This is a genomic window from Sphingobium sp. TB-6 (assembly GCF_012927365.1).
Lineage (GTDB): Bacteria > Pseudomonadota > Alphaproteobacteria > Sphingomonadales > Sphingomonadaceae > Sphingobium.
On record NZ_JABBGL010000030.1, the window covers coordinates 1 to 12,941 of the forward strand.

Consider the following 12,941-nt stretch of genomic DNA (forward strand, 5'->3'; position numbering starts at 1 on the left):
TCGATCCGTCACCGGAACCGCTCGTCTCAGCGGCAAATCGGCCCTCGTAGCCATCCGCGAACTCGTCGACGGCAGATTCATGGTCGCCTGATCAGCCCACCAATTGCCGACCCCGTGAGCAATTACGTTTGACCTGGCAACCGAGATCGAGGACCAACTCTCCGACCTCAGCGAGGCCCTCGAAAATATCCAGGAAGCGATCGACAAACTGACGGATTTACAACCCGAGAGCCTTCGATGGGGCGACTGAAATCCTATGTTGCGTTACGTACCTTTGCCGGGATTGACCCAAGATCGGCCCGATCCGGATGCCCTGCGACCGCTGCGCGCCGTCAGTTCCCTGCTCGCCGCGTGACGTTCGCTATCCGTTCGCCCTTAGCGTGCAGATACGTTACTTTCGTGTAGTCACCCCATCGTGGCGCGGGGCGAGCTGCGGCCGCTACGCGATCCTGATGCCACAGGCATCGACGATGCTTGAAGCCCCTTATGTAGGTTTTCTGTTCCGTTGCTACTCAAACCCCGTTACCTGCTAGACCGTGTTCCGGATACTAGTCAGTCAATTGAAGGAGAATTCATGCCTGAACATAGGAGTGAATCTATAAAAACGGCTAGGCTGTCGAAGAATATATGGCTAAAACATACCTTAGGTAAGATAGGTGATGTAGGCGTAGCTGCTATTCAAATAGAATCCTTGGCAAGGGAACTAAAAGTAACAAAAGGAAGTTTTTATTGGCATTTCAAAGATAGAGATTCTCTACTCTCTGAGACACTAAAATATTGGTATAATTCCGCCACCATCGCCATCGGTTTGGCGGGCAAGCGTGATTTTAATGCTCCGCGTGATCGGTTGCGATATTTCTTTACCTTGGCTTTGAATAAAGGTCCCGACGTTCCTGGCGGCCCTATTGAACAGGCCCTGCGGGAATGGGCACGAGTTTCCGACATTGCTGCGGAAACAACAAAGCGCGTTGATCAGGATCGAATGAGTCTAATAGCAGAGGCTTATATCGAACTTGGTCAGAGCAAAAACAGGGCGCGCCAAACAGCAGCAATGGCTCTCGCTCACCTCATTGGACTCAACATACTCATGCCATCAAAGAAATTTGAGCACCAATCCGAAGATAAAAATGCCTTCATGGAGTTATTTATTCCGGATTATTTCAAGGACTATATCATTAATTTATGATTACGACGAACTCCATATAGATCTTCTAATTTATTAGATGAATATTTCTAATATTCAGAATAAATAAATTATTATTCCGGGCGTATCACTAAGCACCCTTGTATTTAATCTTAATCTGACAATTGCTAGGAAACGATTTACTGCGCGACCCAGAAAATCATTCATACATTACACAGCAATGCTTTATGCACACGCATATATATCCACACCTGCGCCACGCTCACTGATTACCTTGTCTTCATTTTTGGTGCCACTTATCCTAGTGCCTACGAAACCAGCAGCAGGCCAGATATTCCTTATGCACCTGAGCGTATGTGAGCATAATCTACATTCCAGTCCGAGGGAACTTTCGGAGGTCAGGTGGCGTACGGTAGATGAGTGGCGGTGCAGGATACAAAAATTACCCTGCACCGCATATCAATCAGAACTTGATCTCTACACTCGCACCTACTTCACGCGGACGTTCGTAGATGATGTAAGCCCCAAGCGGTCCAGGTGAAATTTGCTGGGCCACCGCTGCATTGGTAAGATTCTTCGCGAATATCCGGAAAGTAAGATCATCATTCGGAGTGGTCCAACCGATCTCACTGGAGATAAGCTCATAGGAATCCTGCTTGAACGTATTAAGATAGTCGTAATAAACTGGGCTTGAATGGAATATATTTCCACCAAGGAATGCTTTTCCATCAAATGCATCGAAGCTGTAGCGCCCGCCTAAGGTTAACGTGAACTCGGGAGTGCGGATCAGTTGATTGCCCGATGCATCGACAGAGGAAACCAAGTTTCCGCCGCCCGGACGAGGAATGAAAACTTGGGCATTGGTGAATTTATCATACTCAGAATGCGTGTAAGCAATTGCAGACCGCAGATTTAAGCCTGTGACGGGTTCTGCTGTGAGCTCGAGTTCGCCACCATAGATCTTGGCTTTTGCAGCGTTCTGCAACACGAAAGAGTTGTCGCCCCCTCGTGCCGTCACCTGCATGTCGTCATATTTATAATAGAAGGTCGCTAGGTTTGCGCGCAACCAAGATAGTGGCTCAGATTTTATGCCGAACTCGAATGCTTCGATCGTTTCCGGGTCCACTGCAACTCTGGAGGGACTGAATGTGTTAAATACACCGCTTTTGAAGCCCGTTCCGTAAGTACCATAAATGTTAAGATCCGGAGAGGCTTCATATTGCAAAGAAACGCGGTATGTGAATTTGTCAAACTTCTTTTCCGCATCTGTGAATAGCTGGTTTCCATTGATACGCTGAGAAAATTTTCTTTTCTCTGTAGTGAAACGACCACCGAGTGTGATAGAAAATCTCGGCATAAGCTCATAAGTACCTTCGGCGAAGGCCGCATAGGATGCAGTCGATACCTTCGGTTCCATCCTAGTTGGTACAATAGGCAGTGACGGGTCCTGGCGATTTATTAAGGTAAGAGGTTGTTCACCTTCCAATTCGTAATAATAGAGTCCGGCGGTCCAACTCAAAGGACCGCTGTTATCCGAAACCAAGCGAAGCTCCTGGGTAAACGTATCGGGTCGGACCCGCATATCGGTTTCGCCGAGCAAAAGGTTGGTTCCGTCGGAATCGGCGTTTTGATTCACGCGCGTCCGCATATAGGAACTAGTAGATTCCAGGATGACCCCCCCTAGATCCAACTGCCCCTTAAGGGCGAGGTCGAGCCGCGTATAGTCTGACAATCCGGCTGTTCCGCTGGCTGCGACAAAGTTAGATACTTGCCATGGTTTATTGGGCACGATCGCTCCATCGAACTTCGCTCCCAGTGTATTTCCTTTGTATGGCTGACCGAGAGCAGCCGTTTCCTCATGGGTGTCGACATAGCCGACCGTGAGAACGAACTTGGCCGTGTCGCTAGGCTGGAACAGAAGCTTTGAGCGAACCGAAATGGTTTCTCTGTCCCCAACAGTGCCGCCCTTGAACAGGTTGACTGCGTATCCGTCCTGGTTGCGATAGAGCACCGCAAGATCGGCAGCAATCGTGTCGGTCAAGCCGCCCGTGACATAGCCGCTGATGTCGAAATTATTCGCGCGTTCCCGCGTACGCGCGCCACTCGCCTTGATTCGCCCTCGCGAATTGAACTGCGGATCCGGGGTCACCACGTTGACGAGACCACCTGTCGCATTGCGACCAAAAACTGTGCCCTGCGGTCCGCGAAGAACCTCTATTCGAGAGATTTCGACAAGGTCGATCTGCGTCGAATAGGGATCGCCTTGATAGATACCATCAACATAGACGGCGACATTTGATTCGTCGCCGACCGAAGTTCCGTTCGACCCAACCCCGCGAATACTGGGCTGCATCACGTTCTGATTCCGCCCCCCGTTGTAACCGGGAGCGACTAGGTTAAGCGAACGCACGTTCTCGACACCCGAGGTCGTCAGCGCCAGATTTGAGACCGCAGTCACTGCGACAGGAACTTTCTGCAAGCTTGCTTCTCGTCGGGTCGCTGTAACGATAATCTCACTGCTCGAAGGATCAGCCTGCTGGCTGACTTCCTGTGTGGCATCTAACGCTGGGTCGGTTCTGATTTCCTGCGCGTGGGCCACAGCAGGAAGAAGCACGAACGGCATCAGTGCGGCACTATTAAAAAGTTTGATTTTCATTTACTTTGCCTCCCTCCTAATAATTTATATATTAACTAACCAAAATTCCCCAGTCATTCCAATAATTCGTTTGCCATTTCTTTAAGGCGTTTCTTGTCCGGCTTGCGTGCAGGAGTTTTAGGAATTTCATCAAGCACGACAATATTTCGCGGAATCTTATATTTTGTCATGTTTTTTGCGCAGTGTTCCATTAGGAACTTCTCGTCCACCCCAGATTGCGGGCTAGCTGCCACGAAGGCAAACGGAGCCTCGCCTTTGCGGCTGTCCGGGACGGAGACCACCGCCGCGTCGGAAACTTCGGGAACTAGGGATAGGACTTGCTCGATCTCGCTTGGATAAACATTAAACCCGCCTACAATCAGCATGTCCTTCTTGCGGTCCACTACCGTCAAAAAGCCGTCCGGTGTGAGGAAGCCGATGTCACCCGTCGGAAGCCAACCATCCTCAGCCACTGGCGGCAGCCCCATGTACCGGTCAATCACCCTTTCGCCGCGCAGAAATATCTCGCCATTCTCGTTGGCGGAAAGCCGCTCACCGCTACCGTCCAGAGCCACAATGGCAACTTCTATACCCGGGAGGGGAAGCCCGGCCGTGCCGTATTGATGGGTGCCGTCGAGCGGCTGCGCCGTCAGCGGGCCACCTTCGGTCATGCCGAATGCTTCAAGGATGGGCAGGCCGGTTTTGGCCTCCCATCGCGATAGCGTTTGCCGTGAGAAGACCGATCCACCGCCGGGGCAAAGCCACAGGGCCGACATATCCGTGTCAGGCGCAGCGAGAAGACCTTGATAGATCGCCGCGGGGCCGCCGCTGAATACGCTGACGCGATACTTTTCCATCAAGCCTGCCACCAGATCGGGGTGAAAGCGGGGAACAATTATGAGGCACGAGCGGCCATAGACCGGATTGAAGCAGCCCATGTGTATCCCCCATACATGGCTTACCGGGGCGACATTGAGCCACACCTCTTCCTGCAGGCGTGTTGGCCACGCAGTGTGCATCGCCTTGATGACGCTCATTTCGGACCGATGGTCGCGCTGCACCCCCTTGGGTGCGCCGGTCGATCCGCCGGTAAACATGATAATGCACGGACTGGCGCCCATTATCTCCACGTCCGGCCTTGTCGGCGGGGTATCGAGCAGTGCGTCGATGGAGACCCCGCCCTCTCCGACGATAATCAGAGGTGCCTCGGCATTCCGGGCGGAAGCCCCCGCAACCTCGGAATTGCTCTGACCAGCCAGGACGAGTTCTGGTGGGGCTATATTGAACAGTGTGTCAATCTCGCGCGGGGTATAGCCTGCGTTGACAATCGAAATTTCTGCACCGGCGCTCAGCGCCGCGAAAATGGCAACATTTGCCTCGATCGAATTGGACATGCAAATCGCGACGCGTGCTGAAGGTGTGACTTTCTCACCAATCCGGCCCGCAAGACCGGCCACCGCTGCGCCAAACTGCGCATAGGAAAGCCTCCTGTCGCCATCGACAAGCGCTATTTGATCCGGACATGCCTCCACGGTGTCCCAGAACATCGTCACGACATCGGCATAATCCTTCCGGGAAAAGACCGGATCGCCATCCTCGATGCGACGGAGTATCTCGAACCTGGCTTTCGATTTCTGCATTTGTGCACCATTTCCAACGGCAACAGAGTAGGGAAAGGTGGAACCCATCTTGCTTAACCCCCCGGGTCAGTTGTTGCGGAGAAAACCACAAACTTGGTCAAGAAACTGATCTTCGCGCTCCAATTGCACCCAGTGGCCGCATTGACCAAACACGTGCATTTCCGACCTCTTGAGGTGTTCGTGCATTCTGACGGCAACCGACAGCGGGATCATCTTGTCCTCCCGACCATGCAGGATGAGCGCTGGCACATCGATCGCCTCAAGTTGCTGGAGGGGGATGCCCTTGACAATCCGCGGACCCTTCGCGTCCTGCTCGTCGCCGGGCTGCAGTTTCTCGATGGTTTCTTTCCCGCTGGCGATCTTGGCGACCCGCAGCCGGGCCTCGACAGCCTCTTCGGTGACGATCGAAGGATCGTAGGGAAAGGCGCGCAGCATCGCCCTCATGGCATCTAGGCTGGGTTCAAAACTTCTGCTGTTGGCCAAGCCCTGACTCTGCTCGAACTCGCCCGCCGGCGTTCCCATCAGGACGAGCGAGCGCACTTTGTGGGCGTGATGAGCCATCATGCCTAGAGCAAGCGCGCCACCAAAACTGTTGCCGATCAAGGTCACGCGATCTAGCCCCATGGCATCGATGAAATCAGCCAGATGCTTGGTCCACAGCTTGATGCCTGGCTTTTCACCTTCGGGAAGCGGACTGAAGCCAAACCCCACGACATCCAGGGCCAGAACGTGATGCGTTTCGCCCAGGCGAGGCAGTATCTTGTGCCAGTTCTGCCAAGCTGTGACTCCCGGACCGGAACCGTGAAGAAGAATCACTGGGTCGCCTTCACCGATTTCATGATAATTCGTCTTAATTCCGCCGACATCCATCGAAACCCCTATATCGGGGAGCACCGCGTTATCGGGCATGCTTCTCTCTCCAGACTCAGCAATGTGTCAATGTTATGGTTTCCTGTTGCTAGGAGAGGCGTGCAATGTCAATACGTAAGAGTATGGTGCCGTATTTAGCATGCAATAAAAGTTAGAGGATGAGAAATGGCTGGGAATCTTTCGGGACAAACTGCACTGATCACAGGTGCGGCGTCAGGCATTGGCGAGGCCGTGGCACTCCGGTTCGCGGAAGAAGGGGCAAATGTTGTAGCGCTAGATCGCAATACGGATGCACTTGCCGAGCTTGCAGATCGCCTAGGCGATCGTTGCGCAGTTGTGATGGGCGATTGCAGGGATTCAGTTATTTGTGATAGCGGTGTCGCACTGGCGCTGGAAAAATTCGGAAAACTTGATTGCGTGATCGCAAATGCGGGCGTTTATGACTGGTACAAGCGCATAGATAGAATGTCCCCAGCCGATCTGGAAGCTGCGTTTGAAGAGATGTTTCGCATTAACGTTCTATCCACCTTGCTGATTGCACGTTCCTCTGCCGAGGCACTGCGGGAATCGGGTGGCTCCTTCATCGTGAGCTGTTCCAATGCCAGCTTCCGGGCCGGCGGCGGGGGGACATTGTACACCGCAAGCAAGTTTGCGTTGCGTGGCGTGGTGTACCAGCTGGCCTATGAATGGGCACCCCATGTTCGGGTGAATGGTGTCGCTCCCGGAGGAACGGTGACCGGTCTTTCGGGGCTTGATGCGCTGGACAGCTCGACGCGGCGGCTGGATGCAGAGGGCAGGACCGTCGAGATGGTCGCGAAGGCATCTCCCCTCGGACGAGCCGCAGCTGCCGAAGATCAAGCTGGATGCTATGTCCTGCTTGCATCGAGGCGTGATGGCAAGAACATCAACGGAACGATCCTGATAAACGATGCTGGGCTCAGCACGATAATGAGATAAGTATGTCGGTAAAAATTCAGATATGCTTGGTAGAAATTCTCTTTAAGGAAACCGCAGTAAAGTGGAAATTTCCTCTGCTGCTGCATTGATGCGTGGCAGCAGCTTGAGCAATCTATCTTCTACCTCGCTCAGTCTTTCATGTTTACATGTGTCAGTGACGGATACTGCCGCGATGACCCGGCCAGTCCGGTCCTGTATCGGTACAGCGAGGCAGCACAGTTCGGGATACATTTCGCCCCGGTCGATCGCCCAGCCCTGATTGCGAACCGCCTCTAACTCTGTTCTCAGACAACCGGGCTGCGAGATGGTATTCTCCGTGAGGGAAACGAAATCCCCCGGGGCCAGGTATTCGTCAAGTTGCTCGGGAGAAAGCTGGGCGAGAAGGACCTTCCCGATCGCAGTGCAATAGGCCTCAAGCTCGGTCATCTCGCGCGATGGCGGGCGTGAATACCCAGCCTCGACCCTGACCAGATACCGGACAAGATTGTTCTGGAAAACACCCAGATGTGCAGTGCGGCTGCAATTCCTGGCCAGATTGGCGATGACCGGCCGGGTTGTGCTAGTAAGGATGGCATCGAGATCCGCGCGTGACGAGAGTTCCACACTTGCCAAACCAAGGCCATAGCGACCACGATCCTGCCGCACCAAATATTTCCGCGACAGAAGTAGCCGAACGAGGCGGTGAACCGTCGATATAGGAATTCCCGACTTTTCGGATATTGCCCTCACCGTCAGAGGCGCAGACGAAAGACATTCTAGCAAATCGAGCAATCGCTCGGCAACCGATGTACCGGTTTCGTCCCTCATTCCGGCGCGACCTCTCATTGAGTGAGAATCTATCCCGAAAAGCTTGCCTGTCAAGGGTGGCCGATACAGGCGAAGCAAGGCAATGTGGGATAGGCGGCGGAAGGCTCGCGAACCCATTCAAATCTTGATGGGGCTTCTACCAGTCGTGACGAAAAAAATGAATTCATAGAAAAATTTTGGAAATACAGAATAATCCGGTGAGGTATTAGAAATGGCAATCGAAATTTCTGAAATCACGTCGCTTGGCGATGAGCTCTACGACGCTCTTGTTGCAGGTGCGACGATCCCCAATCTTCGGGACCGTAATCCGCAGATGGATGTCATCGATGCCTATCGGGTTCAGGAGCGCATGATTGCACGGCGTCTAAATGCGGGCGAAAAGATCATCGGCAAGAAAATCGGGGTTACTTCGAAGGTGGTGCAGGAAATGATCGGGGTCTATGAACCCGATTTTGGTCAATTGACCGATGCAATGCTGGTCCCCGATGGGGCAACTGTCGATCTCGCAACTCTCATTCAGCCCAAGGCCGAGGGCGAGATCGCCTTCCGCCTGAAGCGGGATCTGGTCGGGCCAGGGGTGACTGCAGCCGATGTCCTGGAAGCGACCGACTATGTCACCGCCTGTTTCGAGATCGTGGACAGCCGCATCGGCAACTGGGACATCAGAATCCAGGACACGGTTGCCGACAATGCCTCGTGCGGCATCTTCGCGTTAGGCTCGGACCGGGTCGATCCGAGGGACATCGATCTTGCTGGCGTGAAAATGAAGATCGAGCGCAACGGAATTGAAGCTGCCAACGGCGTAGGGGCTGCTGTCCAGGGTTCGCCGCTCAACTCGGTTGCATGGCTTGCCAATACCCTGGGTGATCTCGGCCTGCCTTTCAAGGCAGGCGAGATAATCCTTTCCGGGGCGCTCGGTCCGATGATCGAAATAACCGCCGGTGACGTCTTATTGCTCAGTCTCAGCGACGGGCTGGGAACGTGCCGCCTCACGTTCGAGTAGTCCTATTCATCCCCCCCCCCCCGAAAAGGCGGGCCCATTAGACTATGATGTGATTCCTGGCAGAATCCATTTACAAGAAAGAGGACCAGATGGATAAAATCAAATGCGCAATAATCGGGCCGGGAAATATCGGCACCGATCTTCTCTATAAATTACTGCGTTCCGAGGTTCTAGAACCCGTCTGGATGGTCGGTATCGAGCCTGGTTCCGAAGGTCTTGCACGCGCGAACACTCTTGGCCTCAAGACAACATCGGAGGGTGTTGACGGGCTGGTTCCCCATGTGATCGCTGATAGAGTGCAGATCGCCTTCGATGCGACCTCGGCCTATGTTCATCCCGAGAACAGTCGCAAGCTCAATGAGCTGGGCGTTCTGGTTATCGATCTTACCCCCGCTGCCATCGGCCCGCTATGTGTCCCCCCGGTCAATCTGAAGGACCTTGCCGGTCGCCAGGCCATGAATGTCAATATGGTCACTTGTGCCGGACAGGCAACGATCCCCATGGTTGCTGCCGTCAGCAAGATTCAGAAAGTGGCCTATGCGGAAATCATTGCCACTGTCGCGTCGAAGTCTATTGGGGTGGGCACGCGCAAAAATATCGACGAGTTCACTCGCACCACCTCGGCGGCGGTGGCGAAAGTCGGCGGTGCTGCGCAAGGCAAGGCGATCGTGATCGTGAATCCGGCGGAGCCGCCTCTAATGATGCGCGATACCGTCTATTGCGAAACTGTCGATGAACCCGACCAGGCAGCCATCACTGCTTCGGTGCACGAGATGATCGCCACGGTTCAGGAGTATGTGCCCGGCTACAAATTGAAAAACGGGCCGACCTTCGAAGGTCGCAAGGTATCGATTTTTCTCGAGGTCGAGGGATTAGGTGATTTTCTTCCAAAATACGCCGGCAATCTCGACATAATGACCGCAGCTGGCGCTCGCACCGCCGAGATGTTCGCGCGGGACATATTAGCCGGTCGACTTAAGTTGGAACCAGTTAAGGAGAACGCATGATGACCCTAGGAGAAAAGGTCAAGGGCCGAAAGGTCAAGTTGCACGACATGTGTCTGCGCGATGGTATGCATTCGATGCGCCATCAGATAACTCTGGAACAGATGATCGAGATAGCCTCGGGACTCGACGAAGCGGGAGTGCCGTTGATTCAGGTCACCCATGGCGACGGGCTGGGGGGATCATCTCTCAACTACGGTCGAGGCCTACATTCCGATCGCGAGTATATCATGGCGGTGGCCAAGCATGTGAAAAATGCAGCTATTTCGGTCCTGCATGTCCCCGGCATCGGCACGCTCGATGAGTTGCGCATGGCGGCAGACTGCGGGGCGACCTGCGTTCACGTTGCTTCCCATTGCACCGAAGCGGATGTAACCGAACAGCATATCGGTCTGGGGCGGGAATTGGGCTTGGATACCGTCGGCTTCCTGATGATGGCACACATGACCACACCCGAGCACTTGCTCGAACAGGCGCTGCTGATGGAAGGCTACGGGGCACAGACGATCTACTGCGTGGATTCGGCCGGCTATATGCTGCCGGATGACGTCACCATCCGCATCGCCGGATTGCGCGCGACCTTACAAGATGAGACAGAGATCGGTTTTCATGCCCACCACAACCTTGGAATGGGAGTTGCCAATTCGCTGGCCGCTGTTGCCGCCGGTGCAAGCCGGATTGACGGTTCGGCTGCCGGGCTTGGTGCGGGAGCTGGCAATACGCCGCTGGAACTGATGGCTGCCGTTAGCGAACGACTGGGGATCGAGACTGGTGTCGACTTGTTCAAACTGATGGATGTTGCGGAAGATCGGGTCTTACCGATCATGCCAAAGCCGCCAAGGGCGGATCGGGATTCCATCACGCTAGGCTTTGCCGGGGTTTATTCTACATTCCTGTACAAGGCCAAAGAAGCGGAAAGCAAATACGGCCTCTCTGCTCGCGACATCCTCATGGAACTGGCGCGCAAGAAGATGATCGGTGGTCAGGAAGACATGATCGAGGACACGGCTCTTTCGATGGCAAAGGCACGCGAACTGATCTAGTCTGGAACATGACACCAGGCAGACCGGGCGGCGCTGCAGTTCACCGTCCGGTCCTTCCTTAGCCCTGCACATGCCGTGCCATGTGGGCACATCGGGCGTATCGCTTCAAGGCAAAGGCAGACGCTCACGCATGCTAGACTAGCCTGAGTCAAGCGCGTCGCGCTCGCGCAGGTCCATCCGCGAAATCTTCATGTTCTCATTGCGCGGTATTTCATCGACGATGGACAAGATCGTGGGAATTTCCATTGGCGACAGGCGACTGGAGAGAAACGTCTTGAGCTTCTCGAGATCAAGCTCCTCGCCTTCACGAAGGCTCACAATCGCCTTTGCGGTTTCGCCCCGGTATTCGTCAGGCACTCCGATAACCGCCGCTTCGCGCACAGCGGGATGGCCAAGTATCGCGTTTTCCACGTCGGCGGGATAAATATTGTACCCACCGGCAATTATAATGTCCTTGAGCCTGTCGCTGACGGTGACTAGTCCGTCTTCGCTCATCGAACCCAGATCGCCGCTGCGGAAGAAGCCATCGACAAATGCTTTGCTGGTAGCTTCCTGATTGCGCCAGTATCCCTTCATCACTTGCGGGCCGCGAAGGCAGATTTCTCCTACCTCACCCGCTGCCGCACGTTGATGCGGATCATCGACCTTGCGAATCTCGACCTCCGTGAACGGCAACGGTACACCCGTATATTCTGCGAGCGTCCGGTCAGACGGTGAATAGACGACGGCAGGGGCAGTTTCGCTCATCCCGTAGAGAGTAGTGATCCAGTGCCCTGTGTTCCGCAGGAACCGGACCTTCAGCTCTGCCGGTACGGGACCGGCACCGCATTGGATGCACTTCACACCGGACCAGTCGATCGGTCGCTCCCGAGCCGCTTCAAGCAAGGCGATGGCCATCGTTGGCGCCATCAGCAGAATGGTGATCTTCCGCTCCTCGATCAGGTCGAGCGTCTTCATCGGATCAAAGCGCGGCAGCGATACAAGCTCTCCCGCCAACTGGACGGTAAAATTCTGGACCGGGCCGATGCCGCCCGCATGAGTCACCGGTGCAGCGGAAAGCATGACCTCCCTGCCGGGCTTCAACTGGGGATACCAACTGACCATCTGGGCAGCATTGGTCAATAAGTTGAAATGGGTGAGTACTGCTGCTTTGGGTGTGCCGGTAGTGCCACCTGTGAACTGCAGCACAGCCGGTTGAGTCGTGGGATCGAAGGTCGCCCGCTCTACCGCCCCATCAGCAGCCAGCAAGTCGGCAATGAGCCATACCTCACCTTGCCCTAACGGTTCGTTTGGGTGGGTCGCCTCGCGCGGGTCCTTCCTGAAGGAACCTACCAGAAAGGAGACTGGCTGCACGATCAATTCGCGAATATGATGCGCCTTTGCCAGTAAACGGGGCTCATCAAGCGTGATGATCGCCTTGAGACCGCTGTCGATACATTGTCCAGCCAGCCGTTCGGCGCTGTATAAGGGATTAAGCCCGACATATACCGCACCGATATTCCACATCGCGAAACAGCTAAGCGTGAACAGGGGGTGAGGCGGCCCCATATACCCGATCCGATCCCCAGGCATAACACCCATCTGCGCTAGGCCCGCGCCAAGGCGAGATGCAAGCAGAGCAACGTCACCGTAAGTGAGCGTCCAATCCTCCAGCGTGAGGCAGGGCCTTTCGGGAAAGGACTGCGCTGCCTCATCAAGCAGCGCAGTCAGCGCACGCGGTTCGGGCGGCGAGAGATCGCGCGCGGTAGAAGGGTAATGCGTTACCCAGACCGGTCTATTCTTGTCGGCTGTCATCAAGCCATCCTCTACACTTTGCTGCTTGTCAGGACTCCCTTCCC

Annotated in this window: 10 protein-coding genes; 5 read left to right on the forward strand and 5 right to left on the reverse strand. The window is 54.6% G+C overall.

The features are described from left to right. The first annotated feature begins 574 nt into the window (after positions 1-574). A complete protein-coding gene (locus tag HHL26_RS22775; protein ID WP_169576811.1) occupies positions 575-1,186 on the forward strand; it encodes a TetR/AcrR family transcriptional regulator in 612 nt (203 codons plus the stop codon). A 421-nt stretch (positions 1,187-1,607) separates the two neighbouring features. On the opposite strand, the gene HHL26_RS22780 is transcribed toward HHL26_RS22775, so the two are convergent. From HHL26_RS22780 to HHL26_RS22790, 3 genes are read right to left on the reverse strand one after another with little or no spacing between them, the layout of a single operon-like run. Next, complete coding sequence (locus tag HHL26_RS22780; RefSeq protein WP_169576812.1) at positions 1,608-3,800, reverse strand: TonB-dependent receptor; 2,193 nt, start codon at positions 3,798-3,800, stop codon at positions 1,608-1,610. 53 nt (positions 3,801-3,853) lie between these two features. Further along, positions 3,854-5,467, reverse strand: a complete 1,614-nt coding sequence (locus HHL26_RS22785; protein ID WP_169576813.1) for a class I adenylate-forming enzyme family protein — start codon at positions 5,465-5,467, stop codon at positions 3,854-3,856. An 18-nt stretch (positions 5,468-5,485) separates the two neighbouring features. Then, positions 5,486-6,328 (reverse strand): alpha/beta hydrolase, encoded by an 843-nt coding sequence (locus HHL26_RS22790; protein ID WP_169576814.1) that lies wholly within the window; start codon positions 6,326-6,328, stop codon positions 5,486-5,488. A 126-nt stretch (positions 6,329-6,454) separates the two neighbouring features. Between HHL26_RS22790 and HHL26_RS22795 the strand changes: the two genes are divergently transcribed. After that, positions 6,455-7,246, forward strand: a complete 792-nt coding sequence (locus tag HHL26_RS22795; RefSeq protein ID WP_169576815.1) for an SDR family NAD(P)-dependent oxidoreductase — start codon at positions 6,455-6,457, stop codon at positions 7,244-7,246. Positions 7,247-7,288: 42 nt separating this feature from the next. Here HHL26_RS22795 and HHL26_RS22800 read toward each other — a convergent pair whose 3' ends face one another. After that, positions 7,289-8,053: an IclR family transcriptional regulator gene (locus HHL26_RS22800; protein ID WP_169576816.1), complete on the reverse strand. Its 765-nt coding sequence runs from the start codon at positions 8,051-8,053 to the stop codon at positions 7,289-7,291. A gap of 211 nt (positions 8,054-8,264) precedes the next feature. On the opposite strand from HHL26_RS22800, the gene HHL26_RS22805 reads away from it, so the two are divergent. From HHL26_RS22805 to dmpG, 3 genes are all read left to right on the forward strand, one after another. After that, positions 8,265-9,056, forward strand: coding sequence for a fumarylacetoacetate hydrolase family protein (locus HHL26_RS22805; RefSeq protein ID WP_169576817.1), 792 nt, complete (start codon positions 8,265-8,267; stop codon positions 9,054-9,056). 89 nt (positions 9,057-9,145) lie between these two features. Beyond that, positions 9,146-10,063, forward strand: coding sequence for an acetaldehyde dehydrogenase (acetylating) (locus HHL26_RS22810; protein ID WP_169576818.1), 918 nt, complete (start codon positions 9,146-9,148; stop codon positions 10,061-10,063). Further along, complete coding sequence (gene dmpG / locus HHL26_RS22815) at positions 10,063-11,103, forward strand: 4-hydroxy-2-oxovalerate aldolase (protein WP_169576832.1); 1,041 nt, start codon at positions 10,063-10,065, stop codon at positions 11,101-11,103. Before HHL26_RS22810 ends, dmpG begins: the two co-directional genes overlap by 1 nt. A gap of 138 nt (positions 11,104-11,241) precedes the next feature. On the opposite strand, the gene HHL26_RS22820 is transcribed toward dmpG, so the two are convergent. Continuing rightward, positions 11,242-12,897 (reverse strand): AMP-binding protein, encoded by a 1,656-nt coding sequence (locus HHL26_RS22820; protein ID WP_169576819.1) that lies wholly within the window; start codon positions 12,895-12,897, stop codon positions 11,242-11,244. Between the last annotated feature and the right edge of the window lie 44 nt (positions 12,898-12,941).

Excerpts from the sequence above, each read along its gene's own strand:
- HHL26_RS22775 (WP_169576811.1), top strand. The coding sequence starts at position 575 with ATGCCTGAACATAGGAGTGAATCTATAAAAACGGCTAGGCTGTCGAAG.
- HHL26_RS22780 (WP_169576812.1), bottom strand. The coding sequence starts at position 3,800 with ATGAAAATCAAACTTTTTAATAGTGCCGCACTGATGCCGTTCGTGCTT.
- HHL26_RS22785 (WP_169576813.1), bottom strand. The coding sequence starts at position 5,467 with ATGGGTTCCACCTTTCCCTACTCTGTTGCCGTTGGAAATGGTGCACAA.
- HHL26_RS22790 (WP_169576814.1), bottom strand. The coding sequence starts at position 6,328 with ATGCCCGATAACGCGGTGCTCCCCGATATAGGGGTTTCGATGGATGTC.
- HHL26_RS22795 (WP_169576815.1), top strand. The coding sequence starts at position 6,455 with ATGGCTGGGAATCTTTCGGGACAAACTGCACTGATCACAGGTGCGGCG.
- HHL26_RS22800 (WP_169576816.1), bottom strand. The coding sequence starts at position 8,053 with ATGAGGGACGAAACCGGTACATCGGTTGCCGAGCGATTGCTCGATTTG.
- HHL26_RS22805 (WP_169576817.1), top strand. The coding sequence starts at position 8,265 with ATGGCAATCGAAATTTCTGAAATCACGTCGCTTGGCGATGAGCTCTAC.
- HHL26_RS22810 (WP_169576818.1), top strand. The coding sequence starts at position 9,146 with ATGGATAAAATCAAATGCGCAATAATCGGGCCGGGAAATATCGGCACC.
- dmpG (WP_169576832.1), top strand. The coding sequence starts at position 10,063 with ATGACCCTAGGAGAAAAGGTCAAGGGCCGAAAGGTCAAGTTGCACGAC.
- HHL26_RS22820 (WP_169576819.1), bottom strand. The coding sequence starts at position 12,897 with ATGACAGCCGACAAGAATAGACCGGTCTGGGTAACGCATTACCCTTCT.